Genomic DNA, 24940 nt, shown 5'->3' on the forward strand with positions numbered 1-24940 from the left:
GGTCAGCCGCGTGTCAGGTGATAATGGCTGCGCAGATCAGCTTCAATTTCATCGGCATGGGCTCCGTCGCGTGCCTCGATCATGATTTCGAGTTCGGCAGTCTGGACCGAAGGCGCTGCAAAAAGGCGCTGATGGGAGACTTCGATAATGTTGCCGCCAGCATTGCCGATACGCGTCGAGATATCTGCCAGAACGCCCGGGCGATCGGGGATCTGCAGGGTGAGGGACAGGAGCCGTCCATCCCGGCGTAGGGCGCGCAGCAGCGTATTGGCGAAAATCCGCGTGCCGATATTCCCGCCTGTGATCGGCAGCGCCACACGCTTGCCAGCAAAGATTTCAGGATAGGCCATGACAGCGGCCAGCGCCGCGGCGCCGGCGCCCTCCGAGACCTGCTTGGCCTGCTCTGCCAGATGCGCGATGGCGGACTCCACCTGAAGCTCCGTCACGACCAGAACACGGTCCAGAAGCGGGCTTACAGCCTCCAGACACTGATTGCCTATCTGCATCACGGCAATGCCCTCGGCAATGGTCGAGCCTCCTCGTGCCGCCACGGCAGCCTCAGGGAAGGCAGAAAGCGAGGCGTGACTCTCGACCTGAACACCGATGATCCTGGTCGTGGGGCTGAGTGCTGCCGCGGCAATGGCGGAGCCACTGATCAACCCGCCGCCGCCGATAGGAAGAACCAGAATATCCAGCGCAGGGCTGTCTTCGATCAGTTCAACGGCAAAAGTGCCTTGCCCCGCCATAACGGCGACATCGTTGAACGGATGGACCAGAACCAGGCCTTCCTGCTCGCGCAGCACTTCGGCAACCTTCGAGGCCTCGGCGAAATCCTCTCCCTCGGTCACCACGCGGGCGCCCCAGCCGCGTGTGCGCTCTACCTTGGCAGACGGTGTGTGGCGCGGCATGACGATTGTGGCGTCGATGCCAAGCAGACTGGCATGACGGGCAACACCCTGCGAGTGATTGCCTGCCGAGACCGCAATCACGCCACGCTTTTTCTCTTCTTCACTCAGCAGCGCCAGCTTGTTGGCAGCACCGCGCTCCTTGAACGAGGCAACGGCCTGGAGATTCTCCAGCTTCAGCCAGATATCCGCACCCGTCATTTTCGAGAGTGCGGCGCATCGAATGCTTGGCGTGCGAACGATATGCGGCGCAATCCGCTCATGAGCGGCAAGGATATCGGCGAAGGTAAGAGAATGAACTTCGGACACGTTCTTCTTTTCGTGTTAGCGGGCCTTGTCGGCCCGCCCGGTTTCAGGACGCGATTTACTTGTAGGTGACAGTCAGGATTTCGTAGCTCTTGTCGCCTCCCGGCGTAGGCACGGTAACGCTGTCACCGACGGACTTGCCGATCAGCGCCTTGGCGAGCGGCGAGGAAACGGAAAGGCGCCCCAGCTTGATATCGGCTTCGTGCATGCCGACGATCTGGTAGCCGCTTTCCTTGTCGGTTTCTTCATCCACCAGCTCGATATGCGCACCGAACTTCACCATATCGCCCGAGAGCTGCGAGGGGTCGATGACCTCGGCGGTGGAGATGATCTCCTCAAGCTCGAGAACGCGCCCTTCGATGAACGACTGACGATCGCGCGCCGCGTGATATTCGGCGTTTTCGGACAGATCGCCATGTGCGCGGGCTTCCGCGATGGCGCGGATGACAGCCGGGCGGTCTTCGCTCTTCAGCCGACGCAGTTCATCTTCTAGACGGGTCAAACCTTCACCGGTCATCGGAATCTTCTGCACAGCGCATTCCCCAAAACGAGTTCAGCCCACGCGCAAAGCCTCTGGAACACAGCGTCCCGAGGCCCTGCACGGGGCATAACCGGGCATGAGACAATCCCAGCCCGCAAATTGATCATCTAAGCTAGGTCTTCCGGGGGGCAAGTTCAAGGCAAGCCGAGGGTTCTGCCCCGGTTTTATGCAGAGTTGATCGGCGATTACCGATAGCGCGCAGGGTGTCGTCCTGAAACGCAAGGGCGGAAAGGTTCGCTTCGTTTGACCGCATGCGGAAATGAGGAGCGGACTTCTTTTCGTCATGCAAAGGCATGGATTCGGAAAGAGGCCTGAGGGAAAGCGCCTTGTGCCTACCCTTCAAAACGGCAGAAGCCGGCCCCCTGACAATCCTTTCGAGAGGGTTGCAGGGGTAACCGGCTTCCACGGAAAGCGGGGGCGAGCCCCGCTGCTTTCAGAATTCCCGCTTGAAGTATGACTGAAGCGGCGCAACGTCCAGCCCGCCATCCTTGATGGCAGAGATGGCGTAGATAGCCGCACGGGCACCCGCGAGAGTCGTGAAATGCGGAACGCCTCCGAGCAGGGAGGAGCGACGGATATCGAAGCTGTCGCGCACGGCCTGCGCACCCTGCGCCGTGTTGATGACAAGCTGAACATCACCAGAGCGTATGGCATCCACGCAGTTCGGACGGCCTTCGAGCACCTTGTTCACGCGCTTGACGGGAATGCCTGCCTCTTCAAGGCGGGCTGCCGTGCCGCGTGTGGCAAGAATGCTGAAGCCCATTTCGATCAGCTTGCGACCGAGCGCCTGGACCTGGGTCTTGTGACCATCGCGCACCGAAAGCAGCACGGCGCCCGACTGGGGCAGCACCACGCCGGCAGCAAGCTGCGACTTGGCAAAGGCGCGCTCGAAGCTGCTGTCGAGCCCGATGACTTCACCCGTCGAGCGCATTTCCGGCCCGAGGATGGTGTCAGTATCGGCAAAGCGATGGAACGGGAAAACAGCTTCCTTCACCGCCACATGCGGCGCAATGGCATCGCCATCGAGCTTGAAGCTCGAAAGCTTGGCGCCTGCCATCACGCAGGCGCCGATCTTGGCCACCGGTACGCCGGTCGCCTTGGCAACGAAGGGAACCGTGCGCGAGGCGCGCGGGTTCACCTCGAGCACGAAAACCTCGTGGTCCTTGATGGCGTATTGCACGTTCATCAGGCCGACAATGCCCAACTCACGCGCCATGGCCTCGGTCTGGGCCTTCAGCTCGGTCACGATGGCGGGTGACAAGGTATAGGGCGGCAGCGAGCAGGCAGAGTCACCGGAATGGATGCCGGCTTCCTCGATATGCTCCATCACGCCCGCCACATACACGTCCTGACCGTCGCAGATGCAGTCCACATCGGCTTCGATGGCGTCATTCAGATAGCGGTCGAGCAGGATCGGGCCGGAAGAGACCTCAGCACCGGCCAGAACGAGCGTATTGCGCAGATAGCGCTGCAGCCCTGCCGGATCATAGACGATTTCCATCGCGCGGCCGCCCAGCACATAGGACGGACGAACCACGACCGGGTAGCCAACCTTCTCGGCCACGGCTTCGGCTTCACCCGGTGTGCGGGCAATGCCGTTTTCGGGCTGACGCAGGCCGAGCTTGCGCAGGAGTGCCTGGAAACGCTCGCGGTCTTCTGCACGGTCAATGGCGTCAGCCGGGGTGCCGAGCAGCGGAATGCCAGCGGCCTCCAGCGCACGGGACAGCTTCAGTGGGGTCTGGCCACCATATTGCACGATGCAGCCCAGAATTTCGCCGCCAGCCTGCTCGGTCCGGATGAGAGAGATTACATCCTCATCGGTCAGCGGTTCGAAATAGAGACGGTCCGAGGTGTCGTAGTCGGTCGAGACAGTCTCTGGGTTGCAGTTGACCATGATGGTCTCGAACCCGGCCTCACGCAGTGCATAGGCGGCATGCACACAGCAATAGTCAAACTCGATACCCTGCCCGATACGGTTCGGGCCACCGCCGAGAATGATGATCTTCTTGCGGTCGGTCGGACGGCTTTCGCATTCCGGCACGCCGAACCCGCCCTCATAGGTCGAATAGAGATAGGGTGTGTCAGAAGCGAACTCGCCCGCGCAGGTGTCGATGCGCTTATAGGCAGGGGTCACGGCGAGCTTGAGACGGAACGCGGCCACATCCTCGACGCTCTGGCCCGTCAGGCGGGCAAGCTGGCGGTCGGAGAAGCCCTGCGCCTTGATGCGGCGCAGATTGCGGGCATCCCTGGGCAGGCCGTTGGCCGCGATCTCGTTTTCAGTAACGATGATATCGTGCAGCTGACGCAGGAACCAGGGCTCGAAGCGGCAGGCTGCGTTGATGTCTTCAAGAGACAGCCCGGCGCGCATGGCCTGGGCAGCCATGAGAATACGCTCTGGGCGCGGCTCGGAGAGTGCGGCGCGATAGGCATCGAGCGAGCCGTCGCCCGGGGCCTCGACGGGATCGAGGCCTGTCAGCCCCGTCTCCATCGAACGCAGACCCTTCTGCAGCGCTTCGGCGAAGGAGCGACCGACCGACATGGCCTCACCCACCGACTTCATCGAGGTCGAGAGCAGGGCAGGGGCGCCGGGGAATTTCTCGAAGGTGAAGCGCGGAATCTTCACCACGACATAATCGATGGTCGGCTCGAAGCTGGCAGGCGTCGTGCCGGTAATGTCGTTGGCGAGCTCGTCCAGCGTGTAGCCCACGGCCAGCTTTGCCGCGATCTTGGCGATGGGGAAGCCCGTCGCCTTGGAGGCAAGTGCCGAAGAGCGTGAGACGCGCGGGTTCATCTCGATGACGACAATACGGCCATCATCGGGGTTGATGCCGAACTGCACGTTCGACCCGCCGGTCTCGACACCGATCTTGCGCAGACAGGCGATCGAGATGTCGCGAAGCTTCTGGAATTCCTTGTCGGTCAGGGTGAGTGCAGGGGCGACGGTAATGGAGTCACCTGTATGCACGCCCATCGGATCGATATTCTCGATGGAACAGACGATGATGCAGTTATCCGCCTTGTCGCGGACGACTTCCATCTCGAATTCCTTCCAGCCCAGCACGGATTCCTCGATGAGAACCTCGGTGGTGGGGGAGGCATCGAGACCGCCAGCCACGATCTGGTCGAATTCCTCACGGTTATAGGCAATGCCGCCACCGGCGCCGCCCATGGTGAAGGAGGGGCGGATGATGGCGGGCAGGCCGACCGATTCCAGCGCCGCACGGGCTTCTTCCAGCGTGTGGGCGATGGTGCTGCGCGGGGATTCCACGCCGATCTCGTCCATGGCCTCGCGGAATTTCTGACGGTCTTCCGCACGGTCGATGACTTCGGCATTGGCGCCGATCAGTTCGACATTATGCTTCTTGAGGAAGCCCGACTTGTCGAGCGCCATGGCGGCGTTCAGCGCCGTCTGGCCACCCATCGTCGGCAGAACCGCGTCGGGCTTCTCCTTGAGAATGATGCGCTCGACGAATTCCGGGGTGATCGGCTCGACATAGGTCGCATCGGCCAGACCCGGATCGGTCATGATGGTGGCCGGGTTGGAGTTGATGAGGATGACGCGATAGCCTTCCTCTTTCAGCGCCTTGCAGGCCTGGGTGCCGGAATAGTCGAATTCACAGGCCTGACCGATCACGATGGGGCCGGCGCCGATGATGAGGATCGACGAGATATCTGTACGTTTCGGCATGGGTCAGGCTGCCTTCTTGTCCATGAGGGCGACGAAGCGCTCGAAGAGATAGAATGAATCGGACGGTCCCGGGCTGGCCTCGGGATGATACTGAACCGAGAACGCATCGAGCTTGGTGCTGCGAATGCCCTCATTCGAGCCGTCGAACAGGCTGGTATGGGTGATGATCACGTCTTCGGGCAGCGACTTGTCATCAACCGCAAAGCCGTGATTCTGGCTGGTGATTTCGACGCGGCCCGAAGCGAGGTCCTTGACCGGCTGGTTGGCGCCACGATGGCCGCGTTCCAGCTTGTAGGTCCTGGCTCCAAGGGCCTGCGCCAGAAGCTGATGGCCGAGGCAGATGCCAAAGACCGGCACATTGGCAGCAAGCACTCCCTTGATGGCGGGCACGGCATAAACGCCGGTCGCAGCCGGGTCGCCGGGGCCATTGGAGAGGAACACGCCTTCAGGATTATGGCGCAGGATTTCTTCAGCCGTTGCCGTGGCAGGCACCACGGTCACGTCACAACCTGCGGTCACGAGGCAGCGCAGGATGTTGCGCTTGGCACCGTAATCGACTGCCACCACGCGGCGACGCGTGCTGCGTTTTGCTGCGGGCTTTTGCCAGACGCCGAGTTCCCAGGAATAGCTCTGGGTGCAGGTCACGTCCTTGGCCAGATCCATGCCTTCAAGGCCGGGCCAGGAAACAGCCTGGGCGCGCAGCGCGGCAATGTCGAACTGGCGATCCTTCGGGAAGGCGAGCACGGCTGTCTGCGGGCCGCTATCGCGCAGGCGGCGCGTGATCAGGCGCGTATCGATGCCTGCGATGCCGGGCAGGTTCTGGCCGATCATCCACTGGGCGAATTTCTGGGTCGAGCGCCAGTTGGCAGGCAGGGTGACATCTTCCTTCACGACAACGCCACGTGCGGCAACGCGCTGTGCCTCGTCATCTTCGGCATTGGTGCCGACATTGCCGATATGCGGGAAGGTGAAGGTCACGATCTGACCGGCGAAGGACGGATCGGTGAGCGTTTCCTGATAGCCGGTCATGCCAGTGTTGAAGCAGAGCTCGCCTATGGCTGCGCCATCCGTATGGGCGCCGAAACCGACACCCCACAGAACGGTCCCGTCGGCAAGGACGAGGGCGGCATTGGCGCCTTCAGGGCAGGTGTCGGTCATGGTCGGGGTCTCCTCCTGAGGCGTCTGCGGATCAAGGTCCGCAAGAGTGATGCCGGGCAGGCGCAGCAGCGCCCCCCAGTGCTTGCCGGGAATGGCGCGTGACTGGCGCCATTTGCGAATGGCTTCGGTGCCGACGCCGGTCAGGCTGGCCAGCGCCTCTGCGCCTCCTGCCTTCTCGATGATCTCTTCGATATCCATACCCGTCTCCCTTGCGTCCTTTTCCACTCGGACGCTCGCGTGGTTGGTGCTAGATAAGCCTTTGAGATGAGATTGGGAAGTTTTTTCCCACTCTCAACCGCCGCCCGGTATGTGGGAAAAATATTCCCGCACTCGTGTGGCGCAGGTCAGGAAAAGGAAAAAGACAATGTCCCTGAGAGAACAGATCTCGGCCGATCTCAAGACCGCCATGAAGGCGAAGGAAATGGATCGTGTGGCGCAGATCCGCGGGATCACGGCCCGTATCAAGGACCTTGATGTTGCAGCGCGCGCCAATGGCAAGGAGATCGGGGATGAGGATATTCTCCCGATGCTGCGCAGCATGATCAAGTCGCGCACCGAATCAGCCACGATGTATCGCGAGGGTGGCCGCCCCGAACTGGCGGAGAAGGAAGAGGCCGAGATCGCAACGATCAAGACCTATCTCCCGCCCGAGATGGACGAGGCCGCGCTGGCCGCAGAAATCGACGCTGCCATTGCCGAATCCGGTGCCACCAGCATGAAGGAAATGGGCAAGGTCATGGCCGTGCTCAAGGCCAAGTTCGGCAGCGCGCTCGATATGGGGCGTGTGAATCAGGTCGTCAAAGCCCGCCTGTCCTGATTTCGGGCTGAGAGATGGCGTTCGACCCCGGCTTTCTCGACGAGTTGCGTGCCCGTACCCCAATCGCTGCGGTGATCGGGCGTCGGACAAAGCTCAGCCGTTCGGGCCGCAACTGGAAGGCCTGCTGCCCCTTCCATGGGGAAAAAACGCCTTCTTTCTATGTCTATGACGATCACTTCCACTGCTTTGGCTGTGGTGTGCATGGCGATGTCATTTCCTTCGTCATGCAGAGTGAAGGTCGCAGCTTTCCCGAGGCGGTCGAGCAACTCGCCAATGAGGCGGGGCTCGACATGCCCCGTCAGGACCCCCGGCAGGAAGCCCGTGCCCAGGAGGCGCGTTCGCTTGGCGATGTGCTCGAGGCTGTGCAGGCCGTCTATCGTCAGGCGCTTTATCAGCCTGGCGGGCGTCAGGCGCTGGCTTATCTGCGCCGACGCGGCCTGTCCGATGCGACGATCGAGCGTTTCGGTCTCGGCTGGGCGGGCGAGGGACGCGGTGCGCTTCTTGAAGCCCTGCGTGGGCAGGATATCGGGGCCGAGCAGCTGGTTCAGGCCGGGCTCATGCGCGTGGATGAGCGCGGTGCCCCGAGGGGCGAGTTGTTTTTCTCGCGTGTCATGTTTCCCATACGCGATCGACGCGGCAGGCTCATCTCCTTCGGTGGGCGCACGCTTGGCGACGCTCAGCCCAAATATGTGAACGGGCCTGAAACGGCGCTCTTTTCGAAGCGTCGGGCGCTTTACAATCTTGATCTTGCCCGCGCTGCCCTGCGCGATCCGGCACAGAAGCTGATCGTCGTCGAGGGCTATATGGATGTTATCGCTCTGGCCCAGGCGGGTTTCGAGGCGGCGGTAGCGCCCCTCGGGACAGCGATGGGGGCCGAGCAACTCGAACTGCTCTGGCGTGAAGCCTCGCACCCGATCCTGTGTCTCGATGGTGACGCGGCTGGTGCGCGTGCAGCATTGCGCGTGGCTGAATTGGCCATGCCTCTGCTCACTCACGAGCGCAGTCTGAATTTCTGCCGTCTCGACCCCAAGGACGACCCGGATAGTTTGATCCGCCGTGAAGGCCCCCAGGCCATGCAGCGCGTTCTTGATGGCGCGTCGTCTCTGGCAGAAGAGCTGTTTCAGCTCATGATGGCGGGCGTTCAGCAGGACGTGCCCGAGCAACGCGCCGCATTGAAGAAGCGTCTCGAGGCCGCTGCGGCCCTGATTGCGGACAAGGATCTCGCATCGGAATATCGCCGTGCGCTGATGGAGCGGTTTTTCGCCTCCTCACGCCGCGGCGGTCGGAACGGGGGGGCGAGATCCGGCGCTGCGAAGCCTCCCGTACGAAGTGCGGCTATCGATACGGGCGCGCTCGAGCGCCTGCGTCTTCTGACTGTGCTTGTCCTGCGTTCACCCGCGTTATTGCCTGAAATTGAAGACCAGTTCGGGCGTCTCGATCTGCCATCGCCGCTCGATGAGATACGGGACACGGTTCTGGACTGGTTTGCCGAGCTTCCTTCAGAAGAAGGGCTGACAGCCGAGGCCTGTCTCGAGGCGCTTGAGCAGCAGGGGCTGGGCGATGAGGCACGCAGCCTGCTTCATAACGGCCTCGTGCCAGCATCTCAGGCTGAGAGAAACGGCCTTTTTTCTCTCGAACCCATTCAGCAATGGTGGCATTTCTTCGGCCTGGTGAATTTTCCGGCTTTCGTGCGGGAGGTCGAGCAGGACATGCAGGCGGCGCTTGCCAACCCCTCGTTGCAAGGCTTGCCGGAAGCTCTTGTAGTTCGTCTGCGCACGCTGGACCGTCTTCGCCGTGGTGAGGAGAACGATGACGAAGATTGACGCAGCGCGTCAATCCGGGATGAAAAGACAGGGCTGGCCCTTGACTTCGGGCGTTGGATCGCCCACCTGCACGCTGCCGAAATTGCTAGCGCTGACGCTGGTGGATCGCAGTTGGAAGAAGGGCGACCGGTGGGTCTGCCGTGTCGGACGGCGCATTGCTCTTGCAGTGCGCTGGGTTGACGCGTTTCTTTCATGGCTGGTTTTTAGCGTCGCGCTCGATAGGGCGTGCGGGGAGCAGGGAGTAGGGTATGGCGACGAAAGCGGCCACGGGAACGGAGCGGAACGCGCAGGACCAGGACGGCGATACCAATGTCCTCGACACGCAGTCCGGTGCGGTCAAGCGGCTTATCGCCAAGGGACGTGAGCGCGGCCATATCACCTTCGATGAGCTGAACGCGGTTCTTCCTCAGGACCAGATGTCTTCCGAGCAGATCGAAGACATCATGGCCATCTTCTCCGAAATGGGCATCCAGGTTGTCGAGAACGAAGACAATGAGGAAGCCGACGACTCCGAGGAAAAAACCGAGGAGAAGGAAGAGGCTGAAGAGTCCGAAGAATCGCCTACCGGCAATGTGAGCGAAAGCGCAGGCCGTACCGATGATCCGGTGCGCATGTATCTGCGTGAGATGGGCTCGGTCGAATTGCTGTCGCGCGAAGGCGAAATCGCCATTGCCAAGCGAATCGAAGCGGGTCGCGACGAGATGATCGGAGGGCTCTGCGAGAGCCCGCTGACATTCCGCGCCATCATCTCCTGGCATGACAAGCTCAAGGAAGGCGAGATGTTGCTGCGCGACATCGTCGATCTTGAGGCCATGCAGGGCGGTCCTTCCGAGGAAGAGACGGCCGAAAACGAGAACGGCGAAGAGAACGAGGATAACCTCGACGAAGAGCCCGCAAACGAGGAAGGCGGCGACCCGGAAAGCTCTGGTCTGTCGCTCTCTGCGCTTGAGGAAAAGCTCAAGCCCGAAATTCTTGCCCATTTCGAAGCCATCGAACCGCTTTACGACACACTGCGCGCGCTTCAGGTGCGTCGCATCGAAACGCTGACCAGCGGCTCTGAAGCGACGGGCGCCTCGGAAGCAGAGTACGAAAAGCTCCGCACCGAACTGGTGAAGATGGTCGAGCAGGTGCATCTGCACAATAACCGGATTGAAGAGCTGGTGACCCAGCTCAAGGTCCAGTTCCAGCGCCTGAACACGCTCGAAGGCCGCATGCTGCGTATGGCGGAAAGCTGCCGCGTGTCGCGTGACGACTTCCTGCAGAAATATCGTGGCTACGAACTCGACCCTAACTGGCTGGCTTCGGTTTCTGCCCTGACTGGCAAGTCGTGGAAGAATTTCACCACGCGTTATGCCGAGCAGATCATTGATCTGCGCAATCAGGTGGCTGATCTGGCACACAGCACGGGTCTGCCGGTTGGCGAGTTCCGTCGTGTCTATGCGGTCGTTTCGCGTGGCGAGCGCGATACGACGCGCGCCAAGAAGGAAATGATCGAGGCCAATCTGCGTCTCGTGATTTCGATTGCCAAGAAATACACCAATCGCGGCCTGCAATTCCTGGATCTGATTCAGGAAGGCAATATCGGTCTGATGAAGGCGGTCGATAAGTTCGAATACCGTCGCGGCTACAAGTTCTCGACCTATGCTACGTGGTGGATCCGTCAGGCCATCACGCGGTCGATTGCCGATCAGGCGCGCACCATTCGTATTCCGGTGCACATGATCGAGACGATCAACAAGCTGGTGCGTACCTCGCGTCAGATGCTGCACGAAATCGGTCGCGAGCCTGCGCCTGAAGAATTGGCCGAGAAGCTTGGCATGCCGCTTGAAAAAGTGCGCAAGGTGCTCAAGATCGCCAAGGAGCCGATCTCGCTCGAAACCCCGATCGGTGATGAGGAAGACAGCCATCTTGGTGACTTCATCGAAGACAAGACGGCGGTTATTCCGCTCGATGCCGCGATCCAGACCAATCTGCGTGAAGCTACCACGCGCGTTCTGGCCTCGCTTACTCCGCGTGAAGAGCGCGTGCTGCGTATGCGCTTTGGTATCGGCATGAATACCGACCATACGCTTGAGGAAGTCGGTCAGCAGTTCAACGTGACCCGCGAGCGTATCCGTCAGATCGAGGCCAAGGCGTTGCGCAAGCTCAAGCACCCGAGCCGCAGCCGCAAGCTGCGTTCGTTCCTCGACGATAACTGATCATGGAGAAGTGGCTTGAGGTGGCTCCGGAGCGTCCGACAACCGATATAACGGTTGAAGTGACCTTCCTCGAGCGCCTCAGGCCGCCTCTGCCACGCCGGGTCGTCTGGCCCGAGGGCTACCGTCTGGAACGGTGGCACCCGAACATCACCGATTATCTCGCGCTCTATCGCCTTGTCGGCGCCCCCCATTGCTGGTGGATGCGCTACCTGATGCCCAGCGCGACACTGCATCGCATCATTGCATCATCTCATACGTATATCTGCCGTCTGCTGGGGCCCGACGGGGTGGCCGGTTTTTTCGAACTCGACCTCGAAAAGCCCGAGACACCCTATCTCTCCTATCTCGGTCTCGTGCCTGAGGCTCAGGGCAAGGGGTTGGGCGGGAAATTACTGAATGCCGCGATCCAGCAGAGTTGGCAGAAAGAAACACGTGTGCTGCGCGTCAATACCTGCACAGCCGATCACCCCAATGCCCTGCCCACCTACAAGGCCGCGGGCTTTGTGCCGATCATGGTCGAGCAGGAGCACTGGAGCATCCCCGACGATCTGGGGCTCGTCCCGCCCGAACATCTGCGTCAGAAGGTGAACTGAGGAAACAGGCGTATATTCAGCAGGCAGTGCTGCTTTTATCTTGCCCCTGTGCGGCAGAATGTGCTCTATGCCGCCTTCCCCTGCCGGACGAAGGCATCGTCCCGGCTATACCCGAGCCTTGTGGAAGAGGCGCTGTTCTGACCGGTTGCGGTCGGCAGTTGGGTTGAAGCAATCCGAAGGGAGCACATATGCCTTTGTATGAAAGCGTGCTTATCGCACGTAATGACATCTCGCAGGCGCAGGTCGAAACCCTCGTCGAGCAGATTGAAACCCTCCTCACCCAGGATGGCGGTTCGATCGAGAAGCGCGAATTCTGGGGTCTGCGTTCGCTCGCATACCGCATCAAGAAGAACCGCAAGGGCCATTACGTCCTTCTCGGCCTGAATGCCCGCCCGGACCAGATCCGTGAGCTGGAGCGTCAGCTGAGCCTGAACGAAGACGTTCTGCGCGTTCTCACGCTGCGCGTTGAAGAAATCACCCAGGACCCGTCTCCGATCCTGTCCCGCAAGGGCGATGATCGTGGCGATCGTGGCAATTTCCGTGGTGGCAACGCCAAGCCGGCTGGTCGTTTCGACAGCGGCCGTGGTGGCCGTCGTGGCGACGATCGTGAAGAATACCGCGCCCGTGAGGGTGCCGAGATGGATGCGGAGTGATCGCGATGTCTGACGAGAACACCAACGAAATCAACCCGGCCGCCCGTCGCATTGCCGTCGGCGCCCGTCGTCCGTTCTATCGCCGCCGCAAGTCCTGCCCGTTCTCCGGCCCCAACGCGCCGAAGATCGACTACAAGGACGTGCGTCTGCTGAGCCGCTTCCTTTCCGAGCGCGGCAAGATCGTTCCGAGCCGCATCACGGCGGTTTCGGCCAAGAAGCAGCGTGAGCTGGCGCAGGCGATCAAGCGCGCCCGCTTCCTTGCCCTGCTCCCCTACGTGATGAACTGAGGAGACAGGCATGTCACAGACTGAAGTCATCCTGTTGCAGCGCGTTGAGCATCTGGGCCAGATGGGCGAAATCGTCCGCGTCAAGCCCGGCTATGCGCGCAACTTCCTGCTGCCGCAGGGCAAGGCGCTTCGCGCCAATGCCCAGAACCGTCAGCGTTTCGAAACCGAGCGCGCACAGCTCGAGGCTCAGAACCTCAAGCGTCGTGAAGAGGCCGAGCGTCTTGCCGAGCGTATGCACGGCCTGAGCGTCGTCATCATCCGTCAGGCTGGTGACAGCGGCAGCCTCTATGGCTCCGTCACCACGCGTGACATCGCGCTTGCCGTGACCGCAGCTGGCCTCACGATCGGCCGTAACCAGGTTATCCTGGCTGAGCCGATCAAGATGCTGGGTCTGGTCGAGGCACGCGTCGATCTTCACCCGGAAGTGTCGATCCCGGTGACCGTCAACGTTGCCCGTTCGGAAGAAGAAGCCGAGCGCCAGGCACGTGGCGAAGCCATCGTTGCTGAAGAGGACGAATATGTCCTCGAAACCGAAGTTGAGGGTGACGAATCCGAGGCTGAAGGTGAAGTTGAAGGCGCCGCCGTCTAATAGACGCCGCGTTTGAAGACTGATTACAAAACCCGGCTGCCTCTGGCAGTCGGGTTTTGTTTTATATGGCTGTGTTGACGATCACGCATTTTAGACGTTCAAATACTTGAACTGTCTGGGAATGGTCGGGGTCTATCATGGTATTTCTGCTTGATCAGGTATTGAAGCGGTTCATCAAGGCCGGTGCTCTTGATGTCATCCTGCCCGATGGCAGGAAGCGTCACTATCAGGGAAGACTGCCCGGACCCGCTGCCACCATTCACGTCAGGACCGAGAAGGCGCTCAAAAGCCTCCTGCTGAATTCGGGACTCGCCTTTGGCGAAGGCTGGATGGACGGCGAGATCGTCGCTGTCGGCTGTACGCTCGAGGATGTCCTGAATGTACTGATGCTTAACATCCATGACAGTCACCATCTTCTGAGCAAGCTGGAAGAAAAGGCGCGTTTCGTTACCCGTTTCTTCAGGCAATGGAACAATCAGCGACGCTCCCGCAGCAATGTTGCCCATCATTATGACCTGAATGGCGCGCTCTACGACCTGTTTCTCGATGAAGACCGTCAGTATTCCTGCGCCTATTTCACGTCCGACGACATGACGCTGGAAGAGGCGCAATTGGCCAAGAAGCGCCATATCGCCGCCAAACTGCGTCTCGATCGGCCTGGGCTGGAAGTGCTCGATATCGGCTGCGGCTGGGGAGGCATGGCGCTTACTCTGTCTAAGGAATACGGGGCGAAGGTGACGGGCATCACTCTCTCGCGCGAGCAATTGCAGGTGGCCCAGCAGCGTGCGCGTGAGGCGGGACTTGAAGGGCAGGTGCAGTTCCTGCTGCTGGATTATCGCAAGCTAAACCGCAAATTTGATCGTATCGTCTCGGTTGGCATGTTCGAGCATGTCGGTATTGGCCAGTACGATCTCTTTTTCCGGACAGTGCGGAAGGCATTGAAATCCGACGGTATCGCCCTGATCCACTCGATCGGCCGCATGGACTGCCCCGGATCAACCAATCCCTGGCTGGATAAATATATTTTCCCGGGTGGTTATTCCCCTGCGTTGAGCGAGGTTCTGCCCTCAATCGAGCGCGCGGGACTGTGGATGACGGATTGCGAAATCCTGAGGCTGCATTACGCCAAAACCATCAGGATCTGGCGTGAGCGCTTTGCGGCCAACCGGGACAAGATTCTGGCACTTTATGATGAACGCTTCTGCCGGATGTTCGAGTTCTATCTGACCGGGGCAGAGCTTTCCTTCCGCCTTCAGGGACATATGAACTTTCAGATCCAGCTTTCGCCTGACCTGAATGCCGTGCCACTGACGCGCGACTATCTTTATCAAAAATAGGCCATCCGACGTCGTTCCCGTGATTCTGGCATCATCCTTGGGTAGCTCTGGCGCCAGATTTTCACGAGTACAGAGCGGTGGTAACGATAAGTAACAGTTTAGGCTCTCGGAATCGTGATTCCGTGTTTCGTTCTGTCACGATTTGTGCCGTAATTGGCGAATGAGACCTATTCGCAATAAAAGAATGGTGAGGGGATTTCGCCCCTCATCGTCGCTCCTCATTGCCTCCTGCGTCACGTCGCTGGGATTGGCGGTTTCCTCTGAAACTCTGGCGCAGCCCGGCGCGACAGGAGGAGAGGCAGGTGTCACATCAGGCGATAGCGGTGCAGGCGGAGAAACAGGGCGCGCTCGCCATGGGCAAAGCGTGGCTTCGCGAGCAGAGCGTCAGGAAAAGCGCGAGGGTCAGGCGGCTCATAAGAAAGCGCATCGCGAACTGATCACCGTACGGGGTGAGCGTGGGTCTTATGCGGCTACCGAGAGTGGATTGGGCGATAAGAGAGCGACGCCCTTCCTTGAGCAGACCCAGACGACCAACGTCGTGACCCACCAGACGATCGTCGATTTTGCGCCGCAAACCATGGAAGACATGACCAAATATGTGCCTGGCATGGTGGTCGGCAATAATTTTGGCGGGACACAGGACGCCCTGATCAAGCGCGGATTTGGTGCCATTGATGACGGGTCGATCCTGCGCGACGGCGTAAGAATGCCGATTGGCCGCAATTACCAGGGCGACACGACCGAGCGTGTGGAAGTGCTCAAGGGACCCGCTTCCCTTTTCTACGGCATGCAGGAGCCGGGGGGCGTGATCAATGTCGTGACCAGAGCCCCCGATTTTCATCGCTGGGGTGCGGGATTCGGCACGCAATGGAGTTCGCTGGGCGGCGGTAATGGCCATCTCGATTTCACCGGGCCGCTTGGCAAGGATTTCGCCTTCCGTCTGATCGGCAGTTATCGCAACGAGAATTACTGGCGCAATTTTGGCGCCAACAAGCAGGTGCTGGTGGCGCCGACGCTCAACTGGCGTCATGATCGCTGGGATGGCGCCCTGTCCTATGAATTCGTCGATTATGACAACGTGCTCGATCGTGGTGCGGTGTTCGTCGGCAATAATCCGGTTTCAGGCCCGCAGAAGCGTCTGGATGAAGCCTGGACGGCCTCTTTCGGCGCGCGTCATCTGATTGCGTCGCATCTTGGCTATCGCCTGAGCGCACATGACCGGCTACGTCTGTCAGGCGGCTATAACCGCGATGATTATCATGACCGCCAGGCTGATCCATCCAGCTATAATGTACGCACCGGCATTCTGATGCGCCGTTATCGTGCCAATACCGGCACGTTGCGTGCCAATGGCAGCGTGGCCCTCGATTATCTTGGTACGCATGAACTCTGGCATATGAAGCACGAGATCACTGCCGGTGCCGATTATGAAAACCGTAATCAGGACCAGGGTGATTTCGTTCAATCGGCCAATCAGGGTGGGTTCAATCCGACCAGGCCTGTCTATGGCGGGCTGGCCCCTGTCGGGCGCGTCAATCCGTCCAACAGCAATCTGCAGCAGAATATCAATAGCGCCTCAGGCTATCTGAAGGACAACATCCATCTTACGAAGAGCCTGATTGCGAGTGGCGGTGTGCGCTATCAGTGGTTCTCGCTGCGCTATGGCAGCGGTATTCCCTTCGTGCAGACGACAAATGCTTCCTATACGAAAGCATTGCCTTTCGCGGCTCTGGTCTGGCAGCCATTCAAGACCGTCTCGTTCTATGGCGACTATTCACAATCCTTCGGTGCCAATCTGCTTTCCGCCGGTACGGTGCTTCAGGGCGGCTACAAGCCGACGACGGGGCGCGAGTTCGAGGTGGGCGGCCGTTACGAGAACCACGGGCTGACGGCTGATGTGGCGCTGTACCATATTCGCAAGAAGAACGTGCTGCAGAGCGCAGGCCTCGATTCCAACGGTAACATGATCCAGCGCCTGACCGGGCTTGCCGGGTCCAAGGGGCTTGAAGCCAGTCTGACCGGTGCTCTGACCCGTCATTGGAGCGCGATCCTGTCTTATGCCTGGACGGATGCCCGTACCCTGCGGGACACTCCCCAGACAGAGGGACACCAGCTGATCGGCGTGCCGAAAAACAGTGGCAGCTTCTTCCTGACCTGGAATGGCACCTTGCCATGGTACAGAATTGCGATGCGTGCGGGCGGGGGTGTTCATCTTGTCGGCACGCGCGCGGCGACGCTGGATAACAGCTTTCAGGTGCCCGGCTATGGCACGATTGACGGCTTTGCCTCCTGGACGGTGCCCAATCTGCTGTCGCATCAGGTCCGTCTGCAACTTAATGCCGTCAATCTTCTGAACCAGGGCTATATCATTGCCCCAACGGGCTCCGCTTTCCGTAACAGCTGGGGGCAGGGGCGCAGTTTCGCTGTCGCCACGAATATCGCTTTCTGAGTTTTTCGAAGAACGCAGTGAGGAATGAGCGTACTGGTTGCGCTCGTTTCAGCAGCCGGATAGCTGCTTTCCGGCTGGAACTGCCCGCATCCCGGCAGCTTGAGGACAGGGCTGCAGTTGCACGATCCTGCGACCGCTGCGCACTGACGATCCGGATCCGCGTGAGGCATTGGACCCCACAATTCTTGTAGGAAATCGGGGCCCTGAAATGCTGAAAGCGCGTTGCGATACCCCAAGGAGTACCGATCCGCGCTTTCTAAAGCTTTCTCGTTTTCCCCTTGAGAGGGGAGGCGATCTCAGCTCAGCTTGAGCGAGACAGCAGAGGTCTTACCGTTGCGGCCGACTTCGGTCTCGTAAGAGAGAGCCTGGCCATCGGCGAGGGTGGAGAGGTTGGCTTTCTCAACAGCAGAGATATGGACGAACACGTCATCACCACCGGCATCCGGTTTGATGAAGCCGAAGCCCTTGGTTGAGTTGAACCACTTGACGGTGCCTGTTGCCATAACGAGGCTCCTTGATAGTACGACGGGCACGCAGAAAAATTTTACGTGCAGACATGCTCCTGCGAAACGACCCGATATGCCACATGCATTCGAAGTTTCGGGCAAGTGCACCCGTCTAGGTGTCTTGTATGGGCGCTCGCAGGGGCGAGTGCAAGCGCCTCGCCCTCTCAGCTTTCTGTGCAGACAAGTTTTGCCAGTGTGGCAAACTCATCAATCGAAAGTGTTTCCGCGCGGCGTGTCGCAATAATCCCAGCCTTTTCAAGCAGGGCTTCACCCCCGATCGGCCTGAGCGAGGCACGCAGCATCTTGCGTCTCTGACCAAAAGCCAGATTCGTGACATGCTCCATTGCCTTGAACAACGCGGCTGAGGGTTGCTCTGCCTTGGGTACGATATCGACGACAGCCGAATCGACTTTTGGCGGGGGTGAGAAGGCGCCGGGAGGCACCTTCATGACGATATTGCAGGTTGCACACCACTGGGCGATCACGCCAAGCCGGCCATAGGCCGACGTATCGGGGGCGGCGCAGATGCGCTCGGCGACTTCGAGCTGGAACATCAGCGTCATGCGCTCCCAGAGCGCTGCCTGACGGAGCCAGCCAATCAGAAGGGGGGTGCCGACATTGTAAGGCAGATTGGCGATGATCTTGCGAGGCGCCGGGCAGAGTGTCGCCGTGTCGAGGGCGGTCGCATCTGCCTTGACCAGAATCAGTCTGCCATCGGCATGGGCCACAAGCTCATCAAGTAGAGGCCATGCGCGCTGATCGATCTCGACGGCATGAACAGCACCGGCCTTCGTGTCGAGCAGGGCGCGTGTCAGCCCACCCGGCCCCGGGCCGATTTCGACCACATGCCGCCCGGCCATGTCACCAGCGAGAGCCGCAATGCGGGCGACGATACCCGGATCGAGAAGAAAGTGCTGGCCGAAGGATTTCTTGGCGTCGAGACCATGAATACGGATGGCATCGCGCAGGCTGGGAAGGTTCATCCCTGACCCGGCGCAGGCTTGCCGTGCGGCTTCTTGGCGGGGGGCTCGTCGTTCTGCGTGTCGTCAGCCGGTTTGGCAGAGGCGGTCTTGTCATCCTTGCGCATTTCGATGACCGAACGGCGCTCCAGATCACGCTCGAGCTGACGCGAGGCCTGCTCGACGCGTTCATTCATCAGGCTGTCGGCGATTTCGCTCGGGCTCTGCTGGGCAATGTTCTTCTGCCCCTTCGAACAGACCGTCAGCAGCGCGATGCCGTCCGTCGAGACCAGCGGACGGCTGGACTGACCGACAGGGAGATCGGACAGAACCTGTCGCATCTGGGGGTTGAGACGCTCAAGCACCAGCTGGCCACCCGGGTCGGAGGGATGCTTTTCCCCGAGGGAATGGTTGAGGGCTTCCATCGCATCGCATCCATGGACCGATTGCGCGGCGGCGGAAGCCTTCTGCAGAGCCATTTTCTGCTGATCCGTCGGGTCCTGAGGATTCAGGGGTGACGAGAAGGGGAAGAAAGCCTGACGCACGGTGACCATGGTGACGTTCTGATGGCCAATCGTCCGCTTGCCGTTGACGGTAACGATGACATAGCCACCCGCCACCTTGACCGGGTTGGAAATGGCGCCGATCGGCATCTGGCGCACAATCTCGACCACGGGCGGGTCAAGGCTGTCTTCCTGCACCCAGCCCATCGTACCGCCGTCAAGCGCGGTCTGTGCCTGAGAGAACTGCGCCGCGACAATCGGGAAGGGCGCGCCGTTGCGCAGCTGCGTGATGATCGTCTTGGTGAATTCGAGCTCGGTTTCTGAATGGCGCGGATCGGCCACAGGAATGAAGATCTCGCTCACGTTGTACTGGGGGCGACCTTCCTCTGCGCGAAGCGCCTCCTCACGCTGCGCGATTTCGCGGGCCGTGATGCGGCCGCGCCCTGAAATCTCTTCGCGAAGCACCTGCATCCAGCCTATCTGCACGCGGATCTGGTCGATCAGGGTGGTGAGCGACACACCATCCTGCGCTAGACGGTCGCGCAATGCATTCTTGGGCATGCCATTGCGTGATTCGATGTTGTTGATCGCCTGGGCAATCTGCTGCGGCTCGACATTGATATGACGCTTGAGGATTTCCTGCGTCTTGATGCGTTCATCGACCAGCTGGCGGATGATCTGCGGGCGCAGGCGCTGCATCAGGTCGGGGCTGATATTCAGCCCGGTCGACAGGGCGAAGAGCTTGCCGCGGTTATCGACATCGCGCTCGGTCAGAACCTGACCGTTGATCGTGCCCAAGATGGCATCTTCAGGCGGTGTGACCGGCTCGACCACCGAGCCATGCCCGGGATGGGCGTGCTGCGCATGGGCGTGATGGGCCGGGGCCGCCTGGGCACCGAGCACCGGAAGGGCGAGCAGGGCCGAAAAGCCGAGAAGCGTCTTGCGCATCGACAGGGAGCGGCCGGCAGGCAGGGCAGCCCGAAGGAAGGGGGCAGAAAAGCTCATTGCGCGTCCGTCAGCCATTGATTCCGAAGGTACCGATTGTCTTGAAGGTGAGATTGAACAGCACGGTCGTGTTGCGCTGCTGACCACCAATCGAGGTATATTGCTTGATCGCAAGGATGTCCAAGCCGAAGCAGTCATTCGAATAACCGATATCACCGCCGAGACTGACGAACTCTTTGCGCGAGAGCGACCGGCGCCCATAAACCGACGCATGATACTGCTTGTACGAGGTCGAAACACCCGCTGTCACTTCATTGGTCTTGGTATAATAGACCTGTGTCGGGCCGTTCAGGCGGTAATTCGTCGCGTAGAAGTAATAAGGTGTGACCGGCTCATAGATATACCCGGCATTCACGTGGAAGATCGGCACACCGACGCTGACGAGACCTTCACCGTAATCGAAGCTCTTCCGCCAGGGATCGTAACGGCCACGGGCTGTCAGGTCGAGATACTGGTTGGGGCTCACACGGACGCGGGCGACAGGCGACGAGAGATGATGGTCCAGCCCTGAATAGGCGATGCGATTATGGGTGATGTGCTGCTGGATGCTCTCGCCCACCAGAAAATCGACCACATGACCGCGCCATGTCCAGTTGCCATGCACGCCTACATTGCCGCGTAACCCGCCATCGAGACGGTCGGTGCCGGTGTAGCGGTTGAGCGCAAACAGCGTGCTGTCGGTAAACTCGTATTGCAGACTGTCTTCGTTCGGGATCATGCGTGCCGCGCTGTTGCCCATATTCGGAGCGGCAATCGCCTGCACGATCGGCTCCAGAATCTGCGAGCCATGCCCATGGGCAAAGCGGCGCATGAACGGCCAGTTCATTTTCAGCGCGACAGTGGGCAGAACCCAGCCAGTCGTGTGCCGGCCTGTGGCAGTGTAATAGAGCGGCTGCTCGGTGAGATGGTTTGCACTATATACCGTAGCATCGAGACGAGCTGTCAGAAGCCAGATCTGCCCGAGAACGTTATGGAACGGGCGGTTCCAGTTCATCTGGATCTGTCCGCGCTGATCGCGGGTACCTTCCGGGCGATAAACGTTGAAGTCGTTTGTATTCAGCGAGAATGTGCCACCCAAGGGATCGGTCTGCCCCTGAAAGGCGTAGTTGAAGCGCGGCAGAACGAATGGCAGATTCGAGTTGCGAATGACGCCCTGGTTCAGGCCCTGGTAGAACTGCCCGTCCAGACGCGCATAGGAGCCTACCCCGAAACCATCGATATAGGCAGTCGATTGCAGGGTTTCGTTACCGTACCCTGTGATACGGTAATCGCGCATGTAATTGGCGGACGAGGCAAGATTGATATTGGCACCGGCACGCCAGTGGTCGTTGATATCGAACACGGCATTACCGCGCGCGTAGCCCTGGATACCGCTATCGTTTGTTCCGTCCACCGTATTGCCGAAGGTGTTGACGTAACTGCCTTCCTTGCGCGTGCTGTACGCCACCCCGCCGGTAAAGTTGATCTTGCCGAAATTGAGCTGGTTTCGGTACTGCCCACTGATCTGCGGGCCTGTACGGGTGGAGACCAGCCCCTGAACCGTCAGATCCTGCTGGTTATCGATCGCCCAGAAATAGGGGATGGTGAAATACGTACCGAGATAGCGGTCATGCGGATTGATGCCCGGCATGAGAAAACCGCTCTGACGTTTCACACTCGGATCGGTCATCGAGAAAATGGGCAGATACATGATCGGTAGTCCGAACATGTCGAGATAGGCATGGCTGAAATTGATGCGCTTGTGCTCTGTGTCCTGCGTCGCGTTATAGGCACGCAGCTGCCAGAATGGCGCGCGCGACGGGTCTTTGGCGCATGTTTCGCAGGCCGTATAGACGGCCTTTGCCATATCGTTGATCTTGCCGTTCGTGCGGCGCATCCCGTTGGCTGCCATCTTGGCATTATCTTCCATGCGCAGGAAAATTGCCCGGGCAATCCCGTCATGCATGCCATTGCTCAGCTCGACATAACTGGCATAGCTCGTGCTGCCATCGGGCTCGACCATCGCAACATGGCCTGTTGCGGTCATGACACCCGTGTTGCGGTCATAGACGATCTTGTCGGCGCGAAGGGCATGATCGCCCTGCCATACCTGAACATTACCTGTCCAGGTGGCAACGCCAGCGCGGTCATAGCTCTCATGATCGGCCAGATAAGTGACCGGGTCTGATTGCGAAGAGGGTTTGCCTACGGCAACTTTCGGGCCGGTCTGGCGCTGCATCGTTGCATCGGCTTCCGGAATGGCGCCGAAAGTCGCGGTGCCAGCCAGCATGGACGCAGCCAGCCAGGACTTGCGCCTGTGATGCGCAACGCGCCGTTTCGACATCAACCATCCTCCAGATGCAGAAGCAAGGCTACCGCCAAGCAAAGACCTGCGCCAGTGGGCGCCCAGGCCGCCATGACGGGCGGCAGGGCACCGGATTCACCAAATTGCGCCGCCACCTTCGAGATGGTGAACAGCGCAAAACCCGCAGCGATTCCCGAGCCAAGCATGCGCGCCACACCGCCACGACGCGAGGGACGCATGGAGAACCCAGCCGAAACGAGTGCCATTGTACCGCACAGGATCGGAAGAGCTAACAGAGTCTGGAAGTGCAGTCGATGCCGTATGGACGAAAAACCCGACCTTTCCAGCAAGTGTATGAAACCGGGTAGCGTCCACACAGACAGCGTATCGGGCGAAGCAAAACTCTGTTCCACGCGGGTCAGAGAGAGATTGGTCGGCAGAAGATAGTCGCCTATGCGCGTCGGAAGATGATTGGGACGTACCGTCGCGGCGTCTTCGAGTTTCCAGGCGCCAGCGACGAGCTCACCGCGCGGGGCTTCGATACGCACAACAAGCTGATCACGCGCATCAAGGCGGAAGATGCTGATATCATTGATACTCAGTTTCCGGTCATGCATGAAAACATGGCGTGCATGCAGAATGGCGACGCCCTGGCCGCCTTGCTCGTCATCGAGCTGGCGCAGCCATAGCGCGCCGCCATTGAGCGAGAGCGGTCCGCCACCGGTTTTGAGATAGGCTTCATCCAGTAGTTCGGCCTTGCGGAACATCATGGAGGAAAGCGGCGACAGGGCCATGGTGCCGAACATGCCCAGCATGATGGCGCAGGCGAGCGGCGCAGCGAGAAACTGCCACGCCGAAATGCCTGCGGCGCGCGCAACGATCAGTTCGGAAGATCGTGTGAGACGCCAGAAACAGACGATGCCGCCCAGAAGGATGCCGAAAGGCATGATCATGATCATGAAAAACGGCACGTGCAATCCGGCGATCTCGGTGACGAGGCTCGTCGGCACGTCAGGCTTGGTCGCAACACGGCGCAGCAGATCGATGAAGTCGAAAAGCGAAACGAGCCCTGTCAGCGCAGCAATCATGGCCAGGGCGAAGAGCGTGAAAATGCGCGAAATATAAAGCGAGAGCGTGACCGAAACGCCGGCTGAACTCCCCCGGAGAAGGGCCAAAGGACTACGCGCCATGTTTCTTCTTTCGTGCTGCGGTCAGGCCTTTGGGTGAGAAGAGCCAGTAGCCGCATCCGATTGCTGGCACGACGGCAATAATCCAGAGCAAGGGCACAAGCCCCAGATTACGACCTGCCAGATTTTGCAGCATCAGCGACAGGGCCATAAGCCCGACGACCGACAGAATCGCGGCGAGAGGGCGCTTGATATTGCCATGACGCGAGAAGGCACCACTCAGAATGGCCACAAGCGCAATCATGCTGAAAGAGAGCGTGGTGAGCGGGGCTGTCAGGCGGCGCCAGCCCTCTACGGCAAACTTGCCCCAGTCACGCTGGGAGACAAGGCGCGGATCAGGATGGAACAGCTCTGGCAGCGACATTTCCGAGGCATCACGCACTTCGGTCTCGGCCTGTTTGCTGCTTGAAAGGTCGATCGAATTGCGTTGGAAAGTCAGGACATTGAGCCGCCCGGTGTGGTGATCGATTTCCTGTCGCGATCCGTTGAAAAGGACGACGCGCGGCTGGTTATCAACCACCACCATGGTGCCGCGCTCGGCGATGATCGTCGCTCTGGCTTCGGGCATGCGGTCGTCTTCGACGAAAACACCGTGCATCTGGCCATCGCGGTCGCGTTTGCGCACATAAACGGTCATGTCTTTCGAAAGCTGCGCGAAGACGCCGTCCTGAAGCAGAAAGGCCGCCATACGATTGCGGATCTCGAATTCGTAGCGTCTGAACGCGTGATACGAGACCGGCACAAGCCATAGATTGAGAATATAGCCCAGAATCGTGGTGATGAGGGCGCAGGCCATGGCCGGGCGCGCCAGCTGAAACGGAGACAGGCCAGCGGCCTGCATGACGGTCAGTTCGCGATCGCCAGACATGCGCTGATAGCCGAAAAGCACGACCAGAAATGTCGTGATGGGCAGGATGACCGCCAGAAACGACGGGATCATCAGCGAGGTCAGCTGGATGAACACGCGAAGCGACAGCCCGCGGTCAACCACAAGCGAGACAAAGCGCAGTGATTGCATCAGCCAGATAAGAGCGATGGCGCCGCTGGTAATCCCGACCAGCCCAAGAAAAAGCTGACGCAGGATGTAGCGTTCGCGCAAGAGCAGAAAGGAACGACGTTGGGGGCGTGAAGCCGTAGCAGACATAACTATTG

Annotated in this window: 19 protein-coding genes; 9 read left to right on the forward strand and 10 right to left on the reverse strand. The window is 59.9% G+C overall.

The genetic code is table 11. The annotated features are described in order from the left end of the window. Nucleotides 1-2: 2 nt before the first annotated feature. From IEV53_RS01505 to carA, 4 genes are all read right to left on the reverse strand, one after another. Nucleotides 3-1214, reverse strand: coding sequence for a threonine ammonia-lyase (locus IEV53_RS01505; protein WP_188424903.1), 1212 nt, complete (start codon nucleotides 1212-1214; stop codon nucleotides 3-5). Nucleotides 1215-1269: 55 nt separating this feature from the next. Further along, entirely contained in the window at nucleotides 1270-1743 is a 474-nt protein-coding gene (gene greA / locus IEV53_RS01510) for a transcription elongation factor GreA (RefSeq protein WP_025841509.1), read from the reverse strand. Between the two features lie 442 nt (nucleotides 1744-2185). Next, the gene (gene carB / locus IEV53_RS01515; protein ID WP_188424911.1) at nucleotides 2186-5440 is read right to left on the reverse strand and encodes a carbamoyl-phosphate synthase large subunit; all 3255 of its coding nucleotides are present in this window, start codon (nucleotides 5438-5440) and stop codon (nucleotides 2186-2188) included. A 3-nt stretch (nucleotides 5441-5443) separates the two neighbouring features. Continuing rightward, nucleotides 5444-6796 carry a glutamine-hydrolyzing carbamoyl-phosphate synthase small subunit gene (carA, locus tag IEV53_RS01520; RefSeq protein WP_188424918.1) on the reverse strand — a complete coding sequence of 451 codons (1353 nt, stop codon included), beginning with the start codon at nucleotides 6794-6796 and terminating at the stop codon, nucleotides 5444-5446. A gap of 166 nt (nucleotides 6797-6962) precedes the next feature. Between carA and IEV53_RS01525 the strand changes: the two genes are divergently transcribed. The 9 genes from IEV53_RS01525 (at nucleotide 6963) to IEV53_RS01565 (ending at nucleotide 17344) form a co-directional block, all read left to right on the forward strand. Further along, complete coding sequence (locus tag IEV53_RS01525) at nucleotides 6963-7415, forward strand: GatB/YqeY domain-containing protein (protein ID WP_188424920.1); 453 nt, start codon at nucleotides 6963-6965, stop codon at nucleotides 7413-7415. A gap of 14 nt (nucleotides 7416-7429) precedes the next feature. Further along, nucleotides 7430-9238 (forward strand): DNA primase, encoded by a 1809-nt coding sequence (gene dnaG, locus IEV53_RS01530; protein ID WP_188424922.1) that lies wholly within the window; start codon nucleotides 7430-7432, stop codon nucleotides 9236-9238. Between the two features lie 248 nt (nucleotides 9239-9486). Continuing rightward, a complete protein-coding gene (rpoD, locus tag IEV53_RS01535) occupies nucleotides 9487-11436 on the forward strand; it encodes an RNA polymerase sigma factor RpoD (RefSeq protein ID WP_188424924.1) in 1950 nt (649 codons plus the stop codon). A gap of 2 nt (nucleotides 11437-11438) precedes the next feature. Then, complete coding sequence (locus IEV53_RS01540) at nucleotides 11439-12029, forward strand: GNAT family N-acetyltransferase (RefSeq protein WP_188424926.1); 591 nt, start codon at nucleotides 11439-11441, stop codon at nucleotides 12027-12029. A gap of 188 nt (nucleotides 12030-12217) precedes the next feature. Continuing rightward, nucleotides 12218-12682: a 30S ribosomal protein S6 gene (gene rpsF, locus IEV53_RS01545; RefSeq protein ID WP_188424928.1), complete on the forward strand. Its 465-nt coding sequence runs from the start codon at nucleotides 12218-12220 to the stop codon at nucleotides 12680-12682. 5 nt (nucleotides 12683-12687) lie between these two features. After that, nucleotides 12688-12969, forward strand: coding sequence for a 30S ribosomal protein S18 (gene rpsR / locus IEV53_RS01550; protein WP_023977644.1), 282 nt, complete (start codon nucleotides 12688-12690; stop codon nucleotides 12967-12969). 10 nt (nucleotides 12970-12979) lie between these two features. After that, nucleotides 12980-13558: a 50S ribosomal protein L9 gene (gene rplI, locus IEV53_RS01555; protein WP_188424930.1), complete on the forward strand. Its 579-nt coding sequence runs from the start codon at nucleotides 12980-12982 to the stop codon at nucleotides 13556-13558. 137 nt (nucleotides 13559-13695) lie between these two features. After that, complete coding sequence (locus IEV53_RS01560; RefSeq protein ID WP_188424932.1) at nucleotides 13696-14895, forward strand: SAM-dependent methyltransferase; 1200 nt, start codon at nucleotides 13696-13698, stop codon at nucleotides 14893-14895. 247 nt (nucleotides 14896-15142) lie between these two features. Continuing rightward, nucleotides 15143-17344 (forward strand): TonB-dependent receptor, encoded by a 2202-nt coding sequence (locus IEV53_RS01565; protein WP_229719473.1) that lies wholly within the window; start codon nucleotides 15143-15145, stop codon nucleotides 17342-17344. 296 nt (nucleotides 17345-17640) lie between these two features. On the opposite strand, the gene IEV53_RS01570 is transcribed toward IEV53_RS01565, so the two are convergent. From IEV53_RS01570 to lptF, 6 genes are all read right to left on the reverse strand, one after another. Then, nucleotides 17641-17847 carry a cold-shock protein gene (locus IEV53_RS01570; protein ID WP_188424936.1) on the reverse strand — a complete coding sequence of 69 codons (207 nt, stop codon included), beginning with the start codon at nucleotides 17845-17847 and terminating at the stop codon, nucleotides 17641-17643. 167 nt (nucleotides 17848-18014) lie between these two features. After that, nucleotides 18015-18833, reverse strand: coding sequence for a 16S rRNA (adenine(1518)-N(6)/adenine(1519)-N(6))-dimethyltransferase RsmA (gene rsmA, locus IEV53_RS01575; protein ID WP_188424938.1), 819 nt, complete (start codon nucleotides 18831-18833; stop codon nucleotides 18015-18017). Then, nucleotides 18830-20317: a peptidylprolyl isomerase gene (locus IEV53_RS01580; RefSeq protein WP_371869807.1), complete on the reverse strand. Its 1488-nt coding sequence runs from the start codon at nucleotides 20315-20317 to the stop codon at nucleotides 18830-18832. Before IEV53_RS01580 ends, rsmA begins: the two co-directional genes overlap by 4 nt. Before the next feature lie 10 nt (nucleotides 20318-20327). Continuing rightward, complete coding sequence (locus IEV53_RS01585) at nucleotides 20328-22640, reverse strand: LPS-assembly protein LptD (RefSeq protein WP_188424940.1); 2313 nt, start codon at nucleotides 22638-22640, stop codon at nucleotides 20328-20330. Continuing rightward, entirely contained in the window at nucleotides 22640-23791 is a 1152-nt protein-coding gene (gene lptG, locus IEV53_RS01590) for an LPS export ABC transporter permease LptG (protein WP_188424942.1), read from the reverse strand. The genes IEV53_RS01585 and lptG overlap by 1 nt, the downstream gene beginning before the upstream one ends. Then, nucleotides 23781-24932 carry an LPS export ABC transporter permease LptF gene (lptF, locus tag IEV53_RS01595; protein ID WP_188424944.1) on the reverse strand — a complete coding sequence of 384 codons (1152 nt, stop codon included), beginning with the start codon at nucleotides 24930-24932 and terminating at the stop codon, nucleotides 23781-23783. Before lptF ends, lptG begins: the two co-directional genes overlap by 11 nt. Between the last annotated feature and the right edge of the window lie 8 nt (nucleotides 24933-24940).

The sequence above is a fragment of the Asaia siamensis genome (assembly GCF_014635085.1).
GTDB lineage: Bacteria > Pseudomonadota > Alphaproteobacteria > Acetobacterales > Acetobacteraceae > Asaia > Asaia siamensis.